General features: G+C 69.8%; 20 protein-coding genes, 1 pseudogene and 1 riboswitch. Of the genes and pseudogenes, 8 read left to right on the forward strand and 13 right to left on the reverse strand.

The features are described from left to right. Window positions 1-35: 35 nt before the first annotated feature. The 9 genes from ACFUO4_RS35995 to ACFUO4_RS36035 form a co-directional block, all read right to left on the reverse strand. Window positions 36-1,436 carry a M1 family metallopeptidase gene (locus ACFUO4_RS35995; protein WP_383492791.1) on the reverse strand — a complete coding sequence of 467 codons (1,401 nt, stop codon included), beginning with the start codon at window positions 1,434-1,436 and terminating at the stop codon, window positions 36-38. A 97-nt stretch (window positions 1,437-1,533) separates the two neighbouring features. Further along, window positions 1,534-2,823 carry an ABC transporter ATP-binding protein gene (locus ACFUO4_RS36000; RefSeq protein WP_383492794.1) on the reverse strand — a complete coding sequence of 430 codons (1,290 nt, stop codon included), beginning with the start codon at window positions 2,821-2,823 and terminating at the stop codon, window positions 1,534-1,536. Between the two features lie 11 nt (window positions 2,824-2,834). Next, window positions 2,835-3,932, reverse strand: a complete 1,098-nt coding sequence (locus tag ACFUO4_RS36005; protein ID WP_383492797.1) for an ABC transporter ATP-binding protein — start codon at window positions 3,930-3,932, stop codon at window positions 2,835-2,837. Continuing rightward, on the reverse strand, window positions 3,929-4,927 hold the full coding sequence (locus ACFUO4_RS36010) for an ABC transporter permease (RefSeq protein WP_079306091.1): 999 nt from the start codon (window positions 4,925-4,927) through the stop codon (window positions 3,929-3,931). Before ACFUO4_RS36010 ends, ACFUO4_RS36005 begins: the two co-directional genes overlap by 4 nt. Before the next feature lie 110 nt (window positions 4,928-5,037). Further along, window positions 5,038-6,837, reverse strand: a complete 1,800-nt coding sequence (locus ACFUO4_RS36015) for an ABC transporter substrate-binding protein (protein WP_079306089.1) — start codon at window positions 6,835-6,837, stop codon at window positions 5,038-5,040. A 69-nt stretch (window positions 6,838-6,906) separates the two neighbouring features. Next, the gene (locus ACFUO4_RS36020) at window positions 6,907-7,914 is read right to left on the reverse strand and encodes an ABC transporter permease (protein WP_256781753.1); all 1,008 of its coding nucleotides are present in this window, start codon (window positions 7,912-7,914) and stop codon (window positions 6,907-6,909) included. Between the two features lie 313 nt (window positions 7,915-8,227). Continuing rightward, window positions 8,228-9,022 carry an enhanced serine sensitivity protein SseB C-terminal domain-containing protein gene (locus ACFUO4_RS36025; RefSeq protein WP_079306087.1) on the reverse strand — a complete coding sequence of 265 codons (795 nt, stop codon included), beginning with the start codon at window positions 9,020-9,022 and terminating at the stop codon, window positions 8,228-8,230. 145 nt (window positions 9,023-9,167) lie between these two features. Further along, window positions 9,168-9,953 (reverse strand): enhanced serine sensitivity protein SseB, encoded by a 786-nt coding sequence (locus tag ACFUO4_RS36030; protein ID WP_079306085.1) that lies wholly within the window; start codon window positions 9,951-9,953, stop codon window positions 9,168-9,170. A 75-nt stretch (window positions 9,954-10,028) separates the two neighbouring features. Then, complete coding sequence (locus ACFUO4_RS36035; protein WP_383492803.1) at window positions 10,029-10,691, reverse strand: AAA family ATPase; 663 nt, start codon at window positions 10,689-10,691, stop codon at window positions 10,029-10,031. A gap of 189 nt (window positions 10,692-10,880) precedes the next feature. After that, window positions 10,881-10,984: riboswitch (glycine riboswitch) on the forward strand. Window positions 10,985-11,128: 144 nt separating this feature from the next. Here ACFUO4_RS36035 and gcvT point away from each other — a divergent pair. The 6 genes from gcvT to ACFUO4_RS36065 all read left to right on the forward strand — a co-directional run bounded on the left by gcvT (window position 11,129) and on the right by ACFUO4_RS36065 (window position 16,636). Continuing rightward, window positions 11,129-12,247 (forward strand): glycine cleavage system aminomethyltransferase GcvT, encoded by a 1,119-nt coding sequence (gcvT, locus tag ACFUO4_RS36040; RefSeq protein ID WP_383492806.1) that lies wholly within the window; start codon window positions 11,129-11,131, stop codon window positions 12,245-12,247. Window positions 12,248-12,345: 98 nt separating this feature from the next. After that, entirely contained in the window at window positions 12,346-12,723 is a 378-nt protein-coding gene (gene gcvH, locus ACFUO4_RS36045; protein ID WP_062026852.1) for a glycine cleavage system protein GcvH, read from the forward strand. Window positions 12,724-12,737: 14 nt separating this feature from the next. After that, window positions 12,738-14,000, forward strand: a complete 1,263-nt coding sequence (gene glyA / locus ACFUO4_RS36050; protein ID WP_383492809.1) for a serine hydroxymethyltransferase — start codon at window positions 12,738-12,740, stop codon at window positions 13,998-14,000. 59 nt (window positions 14,001-14,059) lie between these two features. Beyond that, the gene (locus ACFUO4_RS36055; protein ID WP_079306079.1) at window positions 14,060-15,427 is read left to right on the forward strand and encodes an L-serine ammonia-lyase; all 1,368 of its coding nucleotides are present in this window, start codon (window positions 14,060-14,062) and stop codon (window positions 15,425-15,427) included. 81 nt (window positions 15,428-15,508) lie between these two features. Next, window positions 15,509-16,066: a glycoside hydrolase family 25 protein gene (locus ACFUO4_RS36060; RefSeq protein ID WP_079306077.1), complete on the forward strand. Its 558-nt coding sequence runs from the start codon at window positions 15,509-15,511 to the stop codon at window positions 16,064-16,066. Window positions 16,067-16,093: 27 nt separating this feature from the next. After that, entirely contained in the window at window positions 16,094-16,636 is a 543-nt protein-coding gene (locus tag ACFUO4_RS36065; RefSeq protein WP_079306075.1) for an MOSC domain-containing protein, read from the forward strand. Window positions 16,637-16,881: 245 nt separating this feature from the next. Here ACFUO4_RS36065 and ACFUO4_RS36070 read toward each other — a convergent pair. Further along, window positions 16,882-17,562 (reverse strand): annotated as a pseudogene (locus tag ACFUO4_RS36070) (NADPH-dependent F420 reductase); the annotation flags it as partial. 64 nt (window positions 17,563-17,626) lie between these two features. Continuing rightward, the gene (locus ACFUO4_RS36075; protein WP_383492814.1) at window positions 17,627-18,337 is read right to left on the reverse strand and encodes a zinc-binding dehydrogenase; all 711 of its coding nucleotides are present in this window, start codon (window positions 18,335-18,337) and stop codon (window positions 17,627-17,629) included. Between the two features lie 133 nt (window positions 18,338-18,470). Between ACFUO4_RS36075 and ACFUO4_RS36080 the strand changes: the two genes are divergently transcribed. Next, entirely contained in the window at window positions 18,471-19,391 is a 921-nt protein-coding gene (locus ACFUO4_RS36080; RefSeq protein WP_383492817.1) for an AraC family transcriptional regulator, read from the forward strand. A gap of 72 nt (window positions 19,392-19,463) precedes the next feature. On the opposite strand, the gene ACFUO4_RS36085 is transcribed toward ACFUO4_RS36080, so the two are convergent. Together ACFUO4_RS36085 and ACFUO4_RS36090 are read right to left on the reverse strand one after the other, a co-directional pair. Next, complete coding sequence (locus tag ACFUO4_RS36085) at window positions 19,464-19,676, reverse strand: EF-hand domain-containing protein (RefSeq protein WP_059198161.1); 213 nt, start codon at window positions 19,674-19,676, stop codon at window positions 19,464-19,466. 51 nt (window positions 19,677-19,727) lie between these two features. After that, a complete protein-coding gene (locus ACFUO4_RS36090) occupies window positions 19,728-20,642 on the reverse strand; it encodes a MerR family transcriptional regulator (RefSeq protein WP_383492820.1) in 915 nt (304 codons plus the stop codon). A 50-nt stretch (window positions 20,643-20,692) separates the two neighbouring features. Here ACFUO4_RS36090 and ACFUO4_RS36095 point away from each other — a divergent pair, with 50 nt between their 5' ends. Then, the gene (locus ACFUO4_RS36095; protein WP_079306069.1) at window positions 20,693-21,331 is read left to right on the forward strand and encodes a GNAT family N-acetyltransferase; all 639 of its coding nucleotides are present in this window, start codon (window positions 20,693-20,695) and stop codon (window positions 21,329-21,331) included. Window position 21,332 lies beyond the last annotated feature (1 nt).

A 21,332-nucleotide genomic window follows, 5' to 3' on the forward strand; every position in this document is an offset into this window, starting at 1 on the left:
ACCTATGCGCGGGGGTGAACCTTGCAATGCAAGGGTTACGGGGTCGGAAGAGCCGGTTTTCCTGTGGTGAACAGCCAGGTCTGGAACAGGTCGTCCAGCTGCTGTCCGGAGATCTTCTCCGCCAGCCGGACGAAGTCGGCCGTGTTCGCGTTGCCGTAGCGGTGGATCTTCGTCCAGGCCGGCAGCAGCTTGAAGAAGGCCGCGTCGCCGATGCGTTCGCGCAGCACCTGGAGGGTCATCGCGCCGCGCTGGTAGACCGCGGAGGCGAACATGGTGTCGCGCTGCGGGTCGCCGACGGTGATCTGCCAGAACGGGGCGTCGGCCGGGCGGGCGTTGTACCCGGCCAGGAACGAGTCGTGGGCGCTGCGGGTGCCCTGGTGCTCGGCCCACAGCCACTGGGCGTAGGTGGCGAAGCCCTCGTTGAGCCAGATGTCCTTCCAGCGCTCCACGGACACCGAGTCGCCGAACCACTGGTGGGCCAGCTCGTGCACGATCGTCGTCTCGCTGCGCACGGCCGAGTAGACCGGTTTCGTCTGCACCTCCAGCGAGAACCCCGCCTCGGGCATGTCGTCGACGATCGCGCCGGTCTCCTCGAAGGGGTACGGCCCGAAGACCTCGGACCAGTAGTCGGTGGCGGCGGCCGTGACGGCGTACACGTCGACGTTGTTGCTGTTCGCGAGGACGGGGTCGATCGCGACGTAGATCGGGGTGCCGCCGGGGGTGGTGCCGGTCCTGACGTCGAATTTCCCGATCGTCGCGGTCGCGAGATAGGTCGCCATCGGCTTGGTCTCGCGCCAGTGGGTGTACGTCGAGTCGCCCTTGTCGTACGTCGAGACGAGCCGGCCGTTGGAGACGCCGGTCAGGCCCTTGGGCGCCTTGATGCGGATGTCGTAGGTGGCCTTGTCGTCGGGGTGGTCGCTGGACGGGAACCAGGTGGAGGCGGCGTTGGGTTCGCAGGCGACGAAGACGCCGTCTGTCGTCTTCATCCAGCCGTAGTTCGAGCCGAACACGATCGGGCCGCCGAGGGGTTCGGGGACGCCGCCGTAGGTGACGGCGACGGTGAAGTCCTTGCCCTTGCGGAGTGCGTCGCGCGGGGTGATCACGATCTCGTCGCCGTCGCGGGTGAACCGGGCGCGTCGGCCGTTCACCTCGACTCTGGTGACCTCCAACTGCTGGAGGTCGAGGTCGAAGGCGGAGAGGTTCTGGGTGGCGCGGGCGGTGAGGGTGGTGCGGCCGTCGAGGCGGTCGGTGTCCGGGTTGTACGCCACGTCGAGGGCGTAGTGGCGGGCGTCGAAGCCGCCGTTGCCGAGGAGCGGGAAGTAGGGGTCGCCCAGGCCGGCCCCTCCGGGGGTTGGCGCGGAGGAGGCTGCGATGACCATGAAAGAAGCCGCCGCGGTAGCGACGGCTCCTAAGCGTGCCGAACGGGAGAGTCTCATGTGTCGTCCCTTTCGAGCGTGTGCCGATAAGTCGGACACGGACGACTGTGGACCCTCCCGGTCGGGCATGTGCATGACTTTGCCAACTCGTCATGCGTTACTTGTCAGTTGACTCCTGACCGTCGGCCTCCGGTTCGGCAGGCTCGTCGGTTGTCTGCGGGTCCGTGGGGGCTGGTCGCGCAGTTCCCCGCGCCCCTGGGTCCGTCGACTCGTCGCTCGCTTCAGAAGCACCGACCTCTGCCGCCACAGCCGCCGACGTCTCAGCGCTCTCCGCCAGGACCTCGTCCGCCACCAGCTCCGCCGCTTCCTTCGCGACCGTCAGCAGGACCGTGTCCTGCGGTGCCTGGTCCTCGAAGTTCTCCGGGTGGTGGCAGGCGACCTGCTGACCCGGCTTCAGCTCGGTGAGCTTCGGCTCGGTCGTCTTGCAGATCTCCGTCGCCTTCCAGCACCGGGTGTGGAAGCGGCAGCCGCTGGGCGGGGAGATCGGCGAGGGCACGTCACCCTTGAGCAGGATGCGCTCGGACTTGGCGTTCTTGCGCTTCGGGTCCGGGATCGGCACCGCCGACATGAGGGCCTTGGTGTACGGGTGCATCGGCGCCTTGTACAGCGACTCGCGGTCCGCCAGCTCGACGATCTTGCCGAGGTACATCACCGCGATCCGGTCCGAGACGTGCCGGACGACCGAGAGGTCGTGCGCGATGATCACGTACGTCAGGCCGAGTTCCTGCTGGAGGTCGTCCAGGAGGTTCACGACCTGGGCCTGGATCGACACGTCGAGCGCGGAGACCGGCTCGTCGGCCACGACCAGCTTCGGGTTCAGGGCGAGCGCGCGGGCGATGCCGATGCGCTGGCGCTGACCGCCGGAGAACTCGTGCGGATAGCGGTTGTAGTGCTCGGGGTTGAGGCCCACGACCGACAGCAGCCGCTGGACCTCCGCCTTGATCCCGCCCTCGGGCGTGACGCCCTGGAGCCGGAATGGGGCGCCGATGATCGTGCCGATGGTGTGGCGCGGGTTCAGCGACGAGTACGGGTCCTGGAAGATCATCTGCACGTCGCGGCGGAGCGGGCGCATGCCGCTCACGCCGAGGTGCGTGATGTCCTGGCCCTCGAACTCGACCTTGCCGGCCGTCGGTTCGAGCAGCCGGGTGATCAGCCGGCCCATGGTCGACTTGCCGCAGCCGGACTCGCCCACGACACCGAGGGTTTCGCCGGCCTTGACCTCGAAGTCGATGCCGTCGACCGCGCGGACCGCGCCGACCTGCCGCTGGAGCAGGCCCTTCTTGATCGGGAAGTGCTTCTGCAGCCCGGTCACCTTCAGCAGGGTCTCGCCGGGGGCGGCGTCGGCCTTGGTGACCAGGGTGCCGTCGCTCTGCGCAGGGATGCTCACTTTGTCCTCGCTCACAGCTTCGGCGCAATCTCTTCGGTCCAGATCCGCTCCCGCTGCTCCTGCGTCATGTGGCAGGCGGCCCAGTGCTGGCTGCCGACCTCGGCGAGCTCCGGGCGGACCGTGCGGGTGACGTTGTCCTTCGGGATGTCCGCGTACGGGCAGCGCGGGTTGAAGGCACAGCCGGACGGGATGTTGATCAGCGAGGGCGGGGAGCCCTTCACCGGGATCAGCCGCTCCTGCTGGTCACGGTCGAGGCGGGGCATCGAGCCGAGCAGACCCCAGGTGTAGGGGTGGCGGGGCTCGTAGAACACCTTCTCCGCCGGACCGCGCTCGACGCAGCGGCCGCCGTACATCACCAGGATGTCGTCGGCGAGCTCGGCGACGACGCCCAGGTCGTGGGTGATGATGATGACCGCGGAGCCGAACTCCTTCTGCAGATCCCGGATCAGGTCGAGGATCTGCGCCTGGACGGTCACGTCCAGGGCGGTCGTCGGCTCGTCCGCGATGAGCAGTTCGGGGTTGTTGACCAGCGACATCGCGATCATCGCGCGCTGGCGCATACCGCCGGAGAACTCGTGCGGGTAGTTGTCCACCCGCTTGTCCGGCTGCGGGATGCCGACCCGGTCGAGCATCTCGACCGCGCGCTTCTTCGCGGTCTTCTTGTCCACGTTGTGGTGGATGCGGTACGCCTCCACGATCTGCTGGCCGATCGTGTAGTACGGGTGCAGCGCGGACAGCGGGTCCTGGAAGATCATCGCCATCTCACGGCCGCGCAGCTTGCGCACGTGGTCCGGGTCGGCGGTGAGCAGCTCGGTGCCGTCCAGCCAGATCTCGCCGGAGATCTGCGCCTTGCGCTTGCCGTACTGGCCGGCGGTGTGCAGGCCCATGATGCCGAGCGAGGTCACCGACTTGCCGGAGCCGGACTCGCCGACGATGCCGAGGGTCTTGCCCTTCTCCAGCTTGAAGGAGAGCCCGTCGACGGACTTGACCAGACCGTCGTCGGTCGGGAAGTGCACCTTCAGGTCGCGCACTTCCAGGAAGGAGGTCGGCGCGAGCGAGGCGGGGGTGGGCTCGCCCACGGCCGCTCCGCTCTTGCTGAGTTCGGTCATGCGAGCCTCACTCGGGGGTCGATCACGGCGTAGAGGATGTCCACCACGAGGTTGGCGATCAGCACCGCGAGAGAAGTGATCAGGGTGACGCCCAGAATGATGGGCAGGTCCTGGGTCTTGATGCCGTTGAGCACCGCCTGGCCGAGGCCCGGCAGGCTGAACGTGGTCTCGGTCAGGATCGCGCCGCCGATGAGGGCGCCGAGGTCCATGCCGAGCATGGTCAGGATGGGGGTCATCGTGGAGCGCATGGCGTGCTTGCCGATGACGACGCGCTCCTTGAGACCCTTCGCGCGGGCGGTGCGGATGTAGTCCTCGCCGAGGATCTCCATCATCGTCGCCCGGGTGATCCGGGCGTACATCGCCGCGTAGAGGAAGGCGAGGGTGATCCAGGGGAGGATCATGCCGCCGAACCAGCCGGTGAAGCTCTCGTCGAGGGGCACGTACTCGCCCTCGACCCAGCCGAGACTGTACGAGAAGATCGCGAGGCTCAGCAGACCGGTGAAGTAGATCGGGAGGGAGACACCCGCGAGGGCGACGACCATCGCACCGCGGTCCCACAGGCTGCCCCGCTTGAGCGCGGAGAGCACACCGGCGGCGACACCGAACAGCAGCCACAGCACGGCGGCACCGAGCGCGAGACCCAGGGTCACCGGGAAGCGGTCCGTGATCACCGGCCAGATGGCCTGCTCGGTGCGGAAGGAGTACCCGAAGCACGGCGCGGCACAGTGCACGGAGTCGCCACCGCCCACGTAGGTGCGGCCGGCGAAGAGCCCCTTGAAGAACTCCCAGACCTGAGCGTAGATCGGGTCGCTCAGTCCGAGCTTCTGCCGCACGCCCTCGACGGCGGCGGGGTCGGCCTGCTTGCCCACGAAGCTCAAGGCGACGTCGACGCCCGCCCACTTGGGGACGAGGAAGAAGATGCCGAAGACCACCATGATGATGACCACGAGCATCACTGCGGCGGCGAACAGCCGCCTGATGAGGTAAGCGAGCACAGCTCTCGGCCCGCCGCGGGCCGCGGGCCACCGGAGGTCGTCCGGTGGCCCGCGCTCCCGCGTCGCCGGCCTTCACCTGCCTTTCGTGCCGTTCGGCGGGTGTGCCGGGTTTACTTCGCGGACTTCAGGCCGAGGTTCACGAAGTCGTACATGCCGCTGTAGTTGTCCGACGTGTAGACGTTCGCGAGGCGGTCACCGCGCCAGTTGACGAACTTCTCGAAGACGAAGGGCAGGTAGTAGCCGCCCTCCATGACCGCGTGGTTGATGTCCTTCGCGATCGCCAGCTTGCCCGCGTCGTCCTGCGTCTTCACGTACGTGTCGAACAGGCCGTTGATCTTCTTGTCGTTGATCAGGGCGAAGTTGTTGTTGCCGCTCTCGAGGATGTACTTGCCGTCCCACAGCGGCAGACCGAAGCCCTGGACCGACGGGAAGTCGGCGCCCCAGCCCATGATGATGATGCCGTAGCCCTTCTTCTTCACGTTCGAGGGGCTGCCGATGATGCCGGACGTCTGCGAACCGTCGTACTGGTCGATGTTGACGTCGATGCCGATCTTCTTCAGGGAGGCCTGGAGGGACTCGGCGGTCGCGACCTCGACCGGCTTGTTGTTACGGACCGCGATGGTGGTCTTGAAGCCGTTCGGCTTGCCGCAGGCCTTCAGCTCTTCCTTGGCCTTGGCGACGTTGCCGTTCTTGTTCGCGCCGTTCAGCTCGTACGGGTCGTACGACTGGCCCTCGGAACCGGGGACGGTCGGCGGGAGCATGTTGGTGCCGATGTCACCACCGGCGACCGGGCCACCGCGCGCGGTCTGCAGCGAGACGTGGTCGGCGCCGTAGATCACGGCCTTGCGGCAGTGCTCGTTGTCGAACGGCTTCACGCTCTGCGGGAAGGTCGCGTAGCGGATGTAGCCGGAGACCGGGTTGTCCAGGTTGGCCTTGTGCTCCTGGAGGGCGGTGGTGCGGCCCTGCGGGGACAGACCGGTCTGGTTGATGTCCAGGTCGTAGTCACCGGCGAGCAGACGGGCGTCCAGGTCGTTGGCGTTCGAGAAGAACTTGACCGAGATCTTGTCCGGGTAGGCCTTGCGGATCGGGTCCGAGGCCTGGCTCCACTTGTCGTTGCGGACCAGGACCAGGTCCTTGCCCGGGCTGTACGACTGGAACTTGTACGGGCCGGAGGAGAACGGCTTCAGGCCGTACTTGGACTTGGTGTCCTTGTCCTGGCGGACCGGGGAGGCCGAGACCAGGGCGAGGATCTCCTCGAAGTCGGCGTTGGGCTCCGGCAGGTGGAAGACGATGGTCTTGTCGTCCGGAGTGTCGATCGCCTTCAGACCGAGCTTGTCGGCGGAGGAGTCCTTGTACGGGCCCTTGTACTCGCCCTTGGGGTCGAGGACGTCCTTCAGGTAGACGGGGCCGCCGGACAGCACGTCCTGCGCCCAGACGCGCTCGATGCCGTACTTGACGTCCTTGGACGTGATCGGCTTGCCGTCCTCCCACGTGATGCCGTCACGCAGGGTGTACGTGTAGGTCTTGCCGTCGTCGGTGACCTTGGCGAGACCGGTGGCGAGGTCCGGGGTGAGCTCGGTGCCCTTCTCGCCGGGCGCCGCGGCACCCGTCACGAGCTGGCGGCTGTAGTAGCGCGCGAAGTTCCACATGAAGCCGTAGTAGCCACGCGTGGTGTCCCACGAGTCGGCGTCCTGGGCACCGGCGAACTTCAGCTCGCCGCCCTTCTTGGCGAGCGATGCCTGGGCGACCTTGTTGTTCGCGGCGTTGAAGCCGGCCGCGCCGGTCGCCGAGCCCTTGTCACCGCCGTCGTCGTTGCCGCCGCCGCACGCCGCCGTGGTCAGCAGCGCGGCGACCGCGGCGGCAGCGGCAAATGCCTGCTTCCGCCGCCCTGAGGTGCGTTGGGTAGTCACGATCTCGGATCCTCCGGATTTGATGAGAGACCCCGTGTCGGTGCCACGGGACGCTTTAGGTACGGCAGTTCAGCGGGAGCCCTTCGGGTCCAGCGCGTCCCGCACGCCGTCGCCGAAGAGGTTGAAGGCAAGAACGGTGATGAAGATCGCCACACCCGGGACCACCATGTAGGTGGGGTCCGACTTGTAGTAGTCGATCGCGTTCGAGAGCATCTGCCCCCAGGAGGCCGTGGGGGGCTTGACGCCCACGCCCAGGAAGCTGAGCGCCGCCTCGGTGAGGATGTTGGTCGGGATCATCATCGTCGTGTAGACGATGATCGGCGCGACCAGGTTGGGCAGCAGCTCCTTGAACAGGATGTAGAGCCGCCCGGCGCCGAGGGAGCGGGCCGCCTCGACGTATTCGCGCTCGCGCAGCGAGAGCGTCTGGCCGCGCACCACGCGCCCGATGTAGGGCCAGCCGAAGAAGCCGATGACGAGGATCATCACGAACAGGCGCACGCCCGTACCGGAGAGTCCCAGCATGTTGTTCGGCATGACGGAGACCAGCGCGATGATGAACAGCAGCTGCGGGAAGGCCAGCAGACCGTCCATGACCCGGCTGATGGCCGAGTCGACCCAGCCGCCGAAGAAGCCGGCGAGGACACCCAGGACGGTGCCGATGATCACGGCCACGATCGCGGACAGGAAGCCGACGAGCAGCGAGATCCTGGCGCCGTAGACGATGCGCGCGAAGATGTCGCGGCCGTTGACCGGCTCGACGCCCAGCCAGTGGTCGCCGCTGATGCCGCCGAAGGACCCCTTGGGGGTGCCGAACAGCGGGTCGATCAGGTCCTTGTCGTTGTACGCGTTCGGGTCCTGCCCGTACAGGCTGGTGATCACGGGCGCGAGCAGGGCGACCGCGATGAGGAAGAGGACGACGATGCCGCCCGCGAGGGCGAGTTTGTCCCGCTTCAAACGCTCCCAGGCGATCCGGCCCAGGGAACGTCCCTGTACGGCCTTGGCGCCGGCGTTGACCGCCGCTTCTTCGGCCGCGCTCGGGGCCGCTTCCGCGGTCGGCTCGTGCAATGGTGCCGTCATCTGGCAGGGACCCCTCTCAACCGGCGGTAGCCGGCCCGCACTTGCCGCTGTAGCGGCGTGATCAGTCCGTCGTACACAGGGGCGAACCCACCCCTGGTGCGGGAGTCTTCAACGCTTTGGCGATCTGTTGCCAGACTTGACGAGGAAAGGATGCATAAACGTGATGCGGGCTGCAGGGTTCCGTTATCCGGACAGCGGGTAACAGCCGCCGGACGCACGCCAGTTGGGGCAATCTGGACCTTGCGGGGCCTTCCACCCTCATCTACGCGCGCAGACACACGCCCGTAACACCGGAGTCCGTGCCCGGTACTCCTCAGTAGCCGCCGGGCGCCGGAGGGTAGCCGTACCCGGCCGCGGGAGCCTGCGCCGGGGCCGCGTGCGCCTCTCGGTCGTAGAAGGGGCGGGCGCCGGCCCGCATCCACATCGCGACCGGGTCGTACTCGTCGGACATGGCGACCGTCGACACCGGCAGCCCGTCCGGGACCGCGCCGATGGACTGCTGCATCATCGCGCGCACCGAGTCCACGGCGGGCGGGCTGGTGTCGTAGACGTCGAGACCGATGGCGAGGTACGGCGCCCCGAGCGCGGGCTGCACCCAGGCGCGGCGCAGCGAGCGGACCGCCGGGGTGCGGTGGGCGTTCTGCGCGATCAGGGCGTAGAACTGGGGGATCTCGATACCGGGTTCCGACAGCCGCAGGGGGCCGGCGGGCTGGCGCTCCAGACCGGTGGCGATACGGCGCAGGTCGAGCCAGGGGATGCCGACACCGCCGCCGGGGGCGTGCGGGTTCAGCCAGAGACCGTAGTGGTCGGGGTAGAGGGTGCGCGCGACGTCGACACCGTCGACGACCTCGTACGAGCGGTTCCAGCCGCTCGCCGAGAGTTCCTGGGCGGAGGTGACGCAGGGCGCGTAGCCGTAGCCGTCGACCTCCATGTTCCCGTACTGGGCGTCCGGGGAGCCCGCCTGGCCGTGCCAGAGGAGCATCCAGACCTGGCCGGAGGAGGGGGTGGCGAGAGCGCGGAGGAGTGCCTCGTAGGCGTCGTAGCGCCCCGGCGTCACCTGGCGCAGCATGTGCTCGACCGTGCCGGTCGCTGTGCCGCTGGCACTCACCTTCTACCGCCCCTTCGGGAAAGTTTCGTGGTCGGAAACAGCTTAAGCGCCCAAGGGCTCGGGGCTTGCTGTGGTTCGCGAGTGCGGGTGCGTCGTGGTTGATCGCGCGGTTCCCCGCGCCCCCAGGTCTGCTGCCCTGAAGGCGTTACAAAGCGCCCTGGTAGAAGGGCCTCACCTGTTCCCGCATCCAGTGCCCCACCGGGTCGTCCGCCACGTCCAGCAGGACCAGGTTCACCGGCCACTGCACCGGCGTCCGCCCCAGGGCCCTGCCCAGGGCGTCCATCGGGAGGGTACGCAAGTCGCCCTCCCACTGGGAGAGTTCGACGCCCACGAACAGCACGGGGTCGGCCGTCTCGATCGCGGCCAGGCAGCGGCGGGCCGTGCGGACGACTCCCGTCGCGGCGAACTCGGCGGAGGCGGTGGCGAGGAAGTCGACCGGGTCGTCCTGCCAGTCGGGCTCGTAGAGCTTGACCCGGCCGCCGCTGTTGGGGCCGTCCAACGGGGTCCGGCCGACCCGGCACAGGTCCGCCACGGCGGCCGGCGGGAGCGGGACGCCGACCACGCCGTCCGGGTTCACGGCGATGCCGACCTGCGGCGGGAGGCCGCGCGCGAACTCCACCGCCGGGGCGATCGTGTACGCCATGTGCGCGCCCGCGACCTGGCGGAACTGTTCCTCGGAGCTGAAGACCGGGACGTAGGCCTGGCCCTCGATCTGGAAGGTGGGCAGGTCGAGCGGGCCGGTGTGGGCGCCGCCGCCGTTCGGCAGCGGAACCCAGACGAAGCTGCGGCCGAGGACCTCGATGATCCGGCCGCCGGCCCCGGGCACGCCGAGGGAGGCCGAGAGCACCTCCTCCAGCTCGTTGCCGGGCCATCCGCCGCCGTGCGGATGAGGGTGCGCCTGTGCCGGGAAGTCCTGTGCCGGGAAGTCCATCTGTCCGTCCGCCTGCCGAGTACCGCCGATGTGGCTGAAAGGCTAACGGGTGCTGGCCCCTGGGCGCCCTGGTCGTCAGCCCGTGAACCCGATCCGGCGCAGGGCGTCCGCCGCCGCCCGGTCCAGGAGCAGCGCCGAGCCCACGCCCTGCGGCAGGTCGCCCTTCTCCACGGAACGGATCAGGCGGGCGGCCGCGCTGCGGTGGCGGAGGAAGGCGTAGCGCGAGACGCCCCGGCCGCGCTCGCGCTGGCCCTGCAGCGCGGTGTCCGCGGTGACGTCGAGCAGCAGCAGGTGCAGGGTGCCGCCGCGGCGGTGGGCCGCGCGGGCCAGCCAGCCGCGCACCCACGACTGGGTGCCGCAGTCGTGCACGACGACCCCCCGGCCGGAGCGCAGGGCGCGGTACAGGCCGAGGTAGTGGGCGGCGCGGACGAGGGGGCGGTAGACCGCGTACGGCAGGAAGCGGGGCGCGCGGGCGTCCCAGCGGTCGCGGGTGTCCTGGGAGTCGATCCGGATGCCCTTGACGGCGCGTCGCATCAGGGTGGACTTGCCGCTGCCGGGCAGGCCGGTGATCACGACCAGGTCGTCGGGGGCGAAGAGCAGGGCGCGCGGGCTGTGGCCGGCACGGTCGCGCAGGTCGCGGACGACCGGCTGCGGCGCGCAGGTCTCCTGGGCCGGAGCTGCCGGCTGCGCGGGCAGCGCGACGGCCGAGGTGGTGGCGTACGCAGTGGGCCTGTTCACCGTGATCGTCCTCCTCCTGGGTCGAGGGGTTCCCCTCCCCACCGAGCGTAAAGAGAAGGTAATGAGGTGTCTCTCTTGTTTTCGTGCTCGTCCTGCCACAAGCCAGTCACAAAGGGCCGCACCGATGCGGCCCTGCCGCCGATGCCCGATGCGTGCAATGATGTCCGCGCCAACTGCATACCGGCCGTTTGAATCCGCGCGGGAGAGTCCCCAGCAGCATGTCTGGTCGCTGGGGCGCCGAAGGAGCAAGTCCCTCCCTTGAATCTCTCAGGCCCCGTTACCGCGCGGGCGAGGCACATCTGAAAAGCGAGCCGCCCTCAGGTGGCTCCACCCAAGGTGCAAGTCATGTCCCCTGCGGTCATGGCGAACCTCTCAGGTTCCGATGACAGATGGGGAGGAACGACCTCGCCCGTCATGCCTTGGGAGTAGACCGTCCGATGAGCAGCACTCACCCCCGCCTGACCGCGCTCGACGCCCTGCATCGCGCGCTCGGCGCGACGATGACCGACTTCGCCGGCTGGGACATGCCCCTGCGCTACGGCTCCGAGCGCGACGAGCACAACGCCGTGCGCACGAAGGCCGGGCTCTTCGACCTCTCCCACATGGGCGAGATCACGGTGACCGGGCCGCAGGCCGCCGCCCTGCTGAACTTCGCCCTCGTCGGCAACATCGCCTCCGTCGGCGTCGGCCGTGCCCGCTACACCATGATCTGCCGCGAGGACGGCGGCATCCTGGACGACCTGATCGTCTACCGGCTCGCGGAGACCGAATACATGGTCGTCGCCAACGCCTCCAACGCCCAGGTGGTGCTGGACGCCCTCGTCGAGCGCTCGGCCGGCTTCGACGCCGAGGTCCGCGACGACCGGGACGCCTACGCGCTGATCGCCGTCCAGGGCCCCGAGTCCCCGGGCATCCTGAAGTCCCTCACCGACGCCGACCTCGACGGCCTGAAGTACTACGCCGGGCTGCCCGGCACGGTCGCGGGCGTCCCGGCGCTGATCGCCCGCACCGGTTACACCGGCGAGGACGGCTTCGAGCTGTTCGTGAAGCCCGAGCACGCCGTCGAGCTGTGGCAGGCCCTGACCAAGGCGGGCGAGGGCGCCGGTCTGGTCCCCTGCGGGCTGTCCTGCCGGGACACGCTCCGCCTGGAGGCGGGCATGCCGCTGTACGGGCACGAGCTGAACACCTCCCTCACCCCCTTCGACGCCGGGCTCGGCCGGGTGGTGAAGTTCGAGAAGGAGGGCGACTTCGTGGGCCGCGAAGCGCTGACCGAGGCGGCCGCCCGCGCCGAGACCGCGCCGCCGCGCGTCCTCGTCGGCCTGGTCGCCGAGGGCCGCCGCGTCCCGCGCGCCGGGTACGCCGTCGTCGCCGACGGCCGGGTGATCGGCGAGGTCACCTCCGGCGCCCCCTCGCCCACGCTGGGCAAGCCGATCGCGATGGCGTACGTCGACGCCGCGCACGCCGCGCCGGGCACCTCCGGTGTCGGGGTGGACATCCGGGGCAGCCACGAGCCGTACGAGGTCGTGGCGCTGCCCTTCTACAAGCGCCAGAAGTAGCCGCCGTAGGTGATGCTGAGCACACGGACGCTGCTCACGCACGCCTTCCGCAGTCCCCCATTCATCAGCAGTCCCCCGCGTACAGGAGAATTCAGGCCATGAGCAACCCCCAGCAGCTGCGCTACAGCAAGGAGCACGAGTGGCTGTCGGGCGCCGAGGACGGCGTCTCGACGGTCGGCATCACGGAGCACGCGGCCAACGCGCTCGGCGATGTCGTCTTCGTCCAGCTCCCGGAGGTCGGTGACACGGTGACCGCGGGCGAGACCTGTGGCGAGCTGGAGTCGACCAAGTCGGTCTCCGACCTGTACTCCCCTGTCTCCGGTGAGGTCACCGAGGTCAACGAGGACGTCGTCAACGACCCGTCGCTGGTGAACTCAGCCCCCTTCGAGGGCGGCTGGCTGTTCAAGGTACGCGTCGCGGAGGAGCCGGCCGACCTGCTCTCCGCCGACGAGTACACCGCCTTTTCCGCCGGCTGAGGAGTCGTAGACGTATGTCCGCACTGAACACGCCCCTGCATGAGCTCGACCCGGAGATCACGGCCGCGGTCGACGCAGAGCTGCACCGGCAGCAGTCCACCCTCGAGATGATCGCGTCGGAGAACTTCGCTCCGCTCGCGGTCATGGAGGCGCAGGGCTCGGTCCTGACCAACAAGTACGCCGAGGGCTACCCGGGCCGGCGCTACTACGGCGGCTGCGAGCACGTCGACGTGGCCGAGCAGATCGCCATCGACCGGATCAAGGAGCTGTTCGGCGCCGAGTACGCCAACGTCCAGCCCCACTCCGGCGCCTCCGCCAACCAGGCCGCCCTGTTCGCGCTGGCCTCCCCCGGCGACACGATCCTGGGCCTGGACCTGGCGCACGGCGGCCACCTCACCCACGGCATGCGCCTGAACTTCTCCGGCAAGCAGTTCAACGTGGTCGCCTACCACGTCGACGACGCCGGTCTGGTCGACATGGCCGAGGTGGAGCGCCTGGCCAAGGAGCACCGCCCGAAGGTGATCATCGCCGGGTGGTCGGCGTACCCGCGGCAGCTGGACTTCGCCGAGTTCCGCCGGATCGCCGACGAGGTCGAGGCCTACCTGTGGGTCGACATGGCGCACTTCGCCGGTCTGGTCGCGGCCGGGCTGCACCCCAACCCGGTCGAGCATGCGGACGTGGTCACCTCCACCACCCACAAGACCCTGGGCGGCCCGCGCGGCGGCATCATCCTGGCGAAGAAGGACTTCGCGAAGAAGCTGAACTCGTCCGTCTTCCCGGGCTTCCAGGGCGGCCCCCTGGAGCACGTGATCGCGGCGAAGGCGGTGTCCTTCAAGGTCGCCGCGAGCGAGGAGTTCAAGGAGCGCCAGCGGCGTACGGTGGAGGGTGCGCGCATCCTCGCCGAGCGTCTGACCGCTGCGGACGCCCGCGAGGCCGGGGTCAACGTGCTCTCCGGTGGCACGGACGTGCACCTGATCCTGGTGGACCTGCGCGAGTCCGAGCTGGACGGGCAGCAGGCCGAGGACCGTCTCCACGAGGTCGGCATCACGGTCAACCGCAACGCCGTCCCCAACGACCCGCGCCCGCCCATGGTGACGTCGGGCCTGCGCATCGGCACCCCGGCGCTGGCCACCCGCGGCTTCACGGCCGAGGACTTCGCCGAGGTCGCGGACGTCATCGCGGCGGCTCTGAAGCCGTCCTACGACGCCGAGGCACTGAAGACCCGGGTCAAGACCCTGGCCGACAAGCACCCGCTGTACCCCGGCCTGAGCAAGTAGTAGTTCCCCGGTGGGGGCACCCGACGATGTGTGCCCCCACCCTTTTTGAAGGAGTTCCCGTGGCCATCTCGGTCTTCGACCTGTTCTCGATCGGCATCGGCCCGTCGAGCTCCCACACGGTCGGCCCGATGCGCGCGGCCCGCATGTTCGCCCGCCGTCTGCGCAACGAGGGCGTGCTGTCCTCGGTGGCGGCCGTCCGCTCGGAGCTGTACGGCTCCCTGGGCGCGACCGGCCACGGCCACGGCACCCCCAAGGCGGTGCTGCTCGGTCTGGAGGGCGCGTCCCCTCGTACCGTCGACGTGGAGACCGCCGACGAGCGGATCGAGGCGATCAGGAGAAACGGTTCGCTGAACCTGCTGGGCGAACGCGAGATCGCGTTCTCCTTCGACGACGACCTGGTCCTGCACCGCCGCAAGGCGCTGCCGTACCACGCGAACGGCATGACGCTGTGGGCGTACGACGCGTCCGGGGCGGAGCTGCTGTCGAAGACGTACTACTCGGTCGGCGGCGGTTTCGTCGTGGACGAGGACGCGGTGGGCGCGGACCGCATCAAGCTGGACGACACGGTGCTGAAGTACCCGTTCCGCACGGGCGACGAGCTGCTGCGTCTGACGAAGGAGACCGGCCTGTCGATCTCCGCGCTGATGCTGGAGAACGAGCGGGCCTGGCGCACCGAGGAGGAGATCCGGTCCGGGCTCCTCGACATCTGGCGGGTCATGCAGGCGTGCGTCTCGCGCGGCATGTCGCGGGAGGGCATCCTGCCGGGCGGCCTCAGGGTCAAGCGCCGGGCAGCCGTGACGGCGCGTCAACTGCGGGCGGAGGGCGATCCGTTGGCCCACGCGATGGAGTGGATCACCCTCTACGCGATGGCGGTCAACGAGGAGAACGCGGCCGGCGGACGCGTCGTGACCGCCCCGACGAACGGCGCGGCCGGCATCATCCCGGCGGTCCTGCACTACTACATCAACTTCGTGCCGGGCGCCGACGAGGACGGCGTCGTCCGCTTCCTGCTGGCCGCCGGCGCGATCGGCATGCTCTTCAAGGAGAACGCCTCCATCTCCGGCGCCGAGGTCGGCTGCCAGGGCGAGGTCGGCTCGGCCTGCTCGATGGCGGCGGGGGCGCTGGCGGAGGTGCTGGGCGGCTCCCCGGAGCAGGTGGAGAACGCAGCCGAGATCGGCATGGAGCACAACCTGGGCCTGACCTGCGACCCGGTCGGCGGCCTGGTCCAGATCCCGTGCATCGAACGCAACGGCATGGCCGCGGTGAAGGCGGTCACCGCCGCCCGCATGGCGATGCGCGGCGACGGCTCCCACAAGGTGTCCCTCGACAAGGTCATCAAGACCATGAAGGACACCGGCGCCGACATGAGCGTGAAGTACAAGGAGACGGCTCGGGGCGGTCTCGCGGTGAACATCATCGAGTGCTGAACGGGCAAGGGGCCCACGTGCCAAGGTGGTTGGCGATTCACCCACCCCCTGTCCCCCTACGGCACTTCAGGGAGTCCCCCCATGCTCCGCGGCATAGACGTCAGCGCCTACCAGTCCTCCTCCTACGACACCGACGGCCTCTCCTTCGTCTTCGTCAAGGCGACGGAGGGCCGTACGTACACCAACCCCAAGCTCGCGGCCCAGACGAAGCGGGCCCGCGACGCCGGGCTGGTCGTCGGCTTCTACCACTTCCTCTGGCCGGGCAATCTGACCGCCCAGGCCGAGTACTTCGTGAGCAAGGCCCCGGAACGGGCGGGCGACATCCTCGCCGTGGACTGGGAGACCACCGGCGAGGGCACGCACGCGAGCAACGCGGAGAAGGACCGCTTCATCCGGAAGGTGAAGGAGCTGCGGCCGAACAACCGGGTGGTGCTCTACACGAACCGGAACTACTGGCTCAACATCGACACGACGTCCTACGCCGGCGACGGCCTGTGGATCGCCGACTACGTGACGGCCGGCAAGCCCCGCATCAAGGCGAAGTGGCGCTTCCACCAGTACACCGACGATCCGCTGGACAAGGACGTGGCGGATTTCGCGAGCCGGGCGGCACTGCGCGAATGGGCCGAAGGCGCCTGATCAGAGGCCTGGGATAGAGTCCGCCCCATGGGTGGGCAGATCACTGCGGTCAGCAGCAACGGGACGTACTCCTTCACCAAGCCGAACCGGGAGAGCATCACGCTGCTCGCCGGGCTCGGGGTCGAGGGGGATGTGCACGCCGGGGTGACGGTGAAGCACCGGTCCCGCGTGGCGAGGGACCCCTCGCAGCCGAATCTGCGCCAAGTGCACCTTCTGCACCAGGAGTTGTTCGACGAGGTACGGGAAGCCGGCATCGAGGTCGGCGCCGGGGAGCTCGGCGAGAACGTCACCACGCGGGGCATCGATCTGCTCGCGCTGCCCGTCGGCACCCGGCTGCGCCTCGGTGAGCGGGCGGTCGTCGAGGTGACCGGGCTGCGCAACCCCTGTCTTCAGATCGACAACTTCCGGCAGGGGCTGCTGAAGCAGGTCGTCACCCGGGACGCCGACGGGAAGCTCCGGCTCAAGGGCGGGATCATGAGCGTCGTCCTGGAAGGCGGGGTCGTACGGCCCGGCGACGGGATCGAGGTCGAGCTGCCGGACGGGCCGCACGTGCCGCTGGAGATCGTCTGATCCCGGGCCGACCGGCCTCAGGCCCGGAATTCGGGTCCGCGTCCCGGACCCGCCTCACGCACGGAACTCGGGCTCGCGTTCCGGGCTCGCCTCACGCGCGGAACTCGGGCGCGCCTCTCGAACCCGCTCCCGCCTCAGGGTCGGAACTCGGACTTGCGTTCCCGACCCGCCTCACGCGCGGAACTCCGGCTTGTGTTCCGGACCCGCCTCAGCCGCGGAACTCCGGCTTGTGTTCCGGACCCGCCTCAGCCGCGGAACTCCGGCTTGCGTTCCGGGCTCGCCGCCGCCAGTGCCTTCGTCACCCCGTCGACGCCCTCCCGCAGTCCGTACACCGGCGTGTCCGGCTGCTGGCGCCAGGAGTCGTCGAGGCCGCCCGCGTCGACCGTGTCGAAGCCGAGTTCGTCGATGAGGGCGCGGACCTTCGCCTTGGCCGCCTCGTCGTCGCCGGCGACCGGGAGGGCCTGGCGGTCGGGGGCGCCGGCCGGGCGGTGGCGGTCGAGGATGTCCTGGGCGTAGGTGCCGTTGAAGGCCTTGATGACGGGGTGGCCGAGGTGCCGTTCCGTCCAGCGGCTCTCCGTCAGGCCCTCGTCCTCGATCCCGGCGATCCGGCCGTCCCGCTGCTTCGGGTAGTAGTTGCCGGTGTCGATCACCGCCACGCCGTCCGCGGCGCCGCCGAGCACGCCCTTCGGCAGGTCCGGGATCGCCTTGAGCGGGATCGTCACGACGACCACTTCGGCGCCTCGCGCGGCCTCCTCGACCGGGACGGGCGTCGCACCCGTCTCTTCCGCGAGCGCGGTCAGGGTGTGCGGGCCGCGCGAGTTCGCCACCGCCACCTCGTGCCCGAGGGCGGTGAGCCGCCGGGTGAGGTTGCCGCCGATGTTTCCCGCGCCGATGATGCCGATCTTCATGACAGACCCTTCCAGATTCGATGCATGTGCATGCGTCTGGCTGGTGTCAACCTGACTCGGCGGGGAGGTATTCCGGGGAGCCTCAGATCCTGACGACGATCTTCCCCGTGTGCCGGTTCGACTCCATCAGGTGGTGGGCGTCCCGGATCCGGTCCAGGCCCTCGAAGACCTCGGCGATGACCGGGCGGAAGCCGCCGTCGGCCAGGCCCGCGTTGAGGAACGCGGTGGAGCGCCGGCGCCCGCCCGGCGTCCCGGTGAGGATCATGTTGGCGTACGTGTGGATCGTGAACGGCCAGTTCCAGGGGATCTCGGCGGGACGGCGGTCCAGCCAGCCGTAGGCCACCACCGCCCCGCCCTCGGCGAGCGCGCCGGCCAGCGGCCGGAAGCCGGGGCCACCGATCGCGTCGAAGATCACCTCGACGCCCCGCCCGCCGGTGAGCCGCCCGGCCTCCTTGGCCACCGTCTCGGCGTCCCCGTCCGAGACGATCACCTCCGCCGCCCCCGCCTCCAGCAGTCCCTGCCGCTTCGCCTCGGTACGCGTCGTGGCCAGCGGGATCGCGCCGATGCGGCGGGCCACCTGGATCGCCGCCGTGCCGACCCCGCTGGAGGCCCCGGTGATCAGGACGTGGTCGCCGGGCCTGAGTCCGGCCGTCTCCAGGAGGGCGCCGTAGGCGGTCGAGGGCCTCGGCGCGGTTGAGGCCCAACGCCTCGACCCGGACGGCCACTTGGCCGGGGCCGGGCGCGGACACCGGCACGTCCTCGACGGACAGCACTTCGGGTCCGCCCATGTCATGAAAGAGCACAGTACGTGCGGTAGTTGGCATGGCGTCCACGCTAGGAGCCGTGGCGGAGACGATCCATGTCCGTCGGTCTCCCTTTCCTGTCCGTACGTCTTCCGCGACCGACTCCCGGCTACGGTGGGGAGCATGGACGTACTGAGCGACGCGATCGCCGCGATGCGCACCGGGCGGCCGCACTCGGGCCGGCGGGACAAGTACGCGCCCTGGGGGATGCGGATCGAGGACTCGGAGGGTGCCGGGTTCCATGTGGTGCTGCGGGGGTCGGCCTGGCTGCTGCCCTCGGCGGGCGAGCCGGTGGCGCTCGCGGCGGGGGACGTGGTGTTCCTGGCCCACGGGCGGGGGTACGCGCTGACCAGCGGGCCGGACGTGGAACCGGAGGTCGTACGGTTCCGGCCGGACGCGCCACCGCCCCCGCCCCCGCCTCCCGTACGGGACGCCGTCCCGGACACGGTCCTGCTGTGCGGCGCCTACTGGCTGGACCGCAGCCGGGCCCACCCCCTGCTGACCGAACTGCCCGAGGTCGTGCACCTGCCCTCCCGGGTCGGTGCCCACCGCTCGCTGCGGGCGACCGTGGAGCTGCTGGGCGCGGAGCTGGAGGAGCCGCAGCCGGGCTCGGACATCATCGTGCCCTCGCTCCTGGACACCCTGCTGCTGTACATCCTGCGCGCCTGGTGGCAGGACGCGGCACGCGCCGACCGGCATCCCACCGGCTGGGCGGCGGCGCTCGCCGACCCCGCGGTGACGGCGGCCCTCCAGGCCATCCACGCCGCGCCGGACCACCCCTGGACGGTGGAGGAACTCGGCGCCCACGGCGGTCTGTCCCGGGCGGCGTTCGCCCGGCGGTTCACCACGCTGGTGGGGCGCCCGCCGCTGGCGTATCTGACCTGGTGGCGCATGACGACGGCGGGCCGGCTGCTGCGCGCGGACGACACACCGCTGCGGACCATCGCCGAACGCACCGGCTACACCTCGGAGTTCGCCTTCGCCAAGGCGTTCAAGCGGCAGTACGGGGTGGCTCCGGGGCAGTACCGGAGACAAGCCTCCTAGGCGCGCACCACATGACGAAGGGGGCGCCCCTGAAGCCTCTCCCGGCTTCTCGGACGCCCCCTTCCGCGCACGTCACTTGCTCAGGTACGCCCAGAACTCGTCGAAGGAGAGCACCTTGTCGCCGTTGAGGTCACGGGTCTTGATGATCACCTCGGCGACGGACTCGGTCACGTTCCAGTCGCCTCCCTGAGCGAGGGCGGTCTTGAACTCGGCGGCGGTGATGAAGCCGTCACCGTCCGTGTCGATCCGCTCGAAGTCCTTGCGTGCCTCGTCGATGTTCGCCACCGATCCGCCCCTTTTCGTCGTACCTTGCTCGGCTTGTTGCCGGAGGTCAGATTAACCGGCGGTCCGAGCGCGCAATGCGGCGACCACCCACGCGAACTCCTCCTCGTGCGCCGCCTGCGGTCCGAGCCCCGCCACCGTCGCCCAAAGCTGCCGGTACCGGGCCAGCCGGACGTTGGTTCCCGCCTCGAGGCGGGTCAGCACCTCCGCCGGGTCCGCGTCCCCGAGCAGCCCGCGCAGCAGGTCGGCGGCCTCCGGTGCCTCCGGCGCGACACCCCGCTCCAGGGCCTCCCCCGCCAGCTGCACCAGCCGGCTCATGAACCACAGCGAGGTGCCCGCGGGCACGTCCGGCCCGCGGTCCGCCGCGTTGAACTCGATCATCCTGCGCATCAGGGCCTTGAACTCGGGGTCCTGCATCATCTCCGCGATCTCGACCCATGCGTCGACCTGCTCCGGCGTCGGGTCGTCCGGCAGGTCCGCCGGGGCGTACCGCAGCCGCTCCCGGATGTCGGGGTCGGCGGTGTCCAGCCCGTCGAAGATCTCGGTGGTGAAGTCCTCGACGATCCGGGCCCGTTCGGCCGCCGACAGGCGTGCCAGCTTGTTCATGAGCGTCATCTCCTCTGCGGTCGAACCGCGTCGCGCCACGGTCGACAGCACCGCCCGGGTCACCTTCAGCGACCGGATCTGCGCGTCCAGCGCCGTCACATGCGCGGCCGCCACCTCCGCGACCGTCCGCTCCCCGTCCAGCACCTTCCGTACGTCGTCCAGGCCGAGGCCCAGCTCGCGCAGGGTGCGGATCAGTTCGAGCCGGGCCGTGCACGAGGCGTCGTAGAGCCGGTAGCCCCCGGTCGAACGGGTCACCGGCTCCAGGACCCCCTCGTCCGACCAGTAGCGGATGGTGCGCACGGTCAGTCCGGTGGCCCGGGCCAGCTCGCCGATGGTGAAAAGTCCGGTGCCGTCGTCGATCATGTGTGTGAGTCTGGGCCTTCCAGCGGGTGGAGACTCAAGGAGCGGGTGCGGTGGAGACTCTCCGGGACATTCTCGACGCGGCGGCCCGCGGGGTCTTCCCGCCGGCGGACGGCCGCACGACGGTCGTCCCGCAGCACTCGGCCCGGGACGCGGGCGTCCTCGCCTTCACCGCGCACTCCGTCGTCTTCACCGACGAGGATCCGGAGTGGGTGTACGCGACCCTGCGCGGGCTCGACTGCGACCCGCTCGCCGCGACCATGAATCCGCTGTTCCTGGCGGCCTTCCTGGAACGGACGGGGCGCAGGGCCGAGACCATCGACGTCATGCTGGTCGGCTCGCCCCTGCCCGGCCGGCCGCCGGTCACGCTCACGGAGATCGCGGACGCCGGTCATCCGCGGATCGTGTACGCCCGCGGGCGCCGTCACGACGTGCGGGCCTGGACGGCGGACGGCGGGGTGCTGGTCATGGGGCGCGGGATCGGTGGCCGTCTGGAGGTGTCGGTCGAGGTCGACGACGCCGTACGGCACCGGGGGCTGGGGCGGCTGCTCGTGGGAGCCGCCCGGCAGCTCGTCGACGAGCCGCTGTGGGCGCAGGTCGCGCCGGGGAACGCCCGCAGCACGCGGGCGTTCCAGGCGGCCGGTTACCGGCCGGTGGGCGCGGAGGCCCTGCTCCTCAGGGCCGATCCCTGAC

Origin of the sequence: Streptomyces sp. NPDC057280 (assembly GCF_042668605.1) — a bacterium.
Lineage (GTDB): Bacteria > Actinomycetota > Actinomycetes > Streptomycetales > Streptomycetaceae > Streptomyces.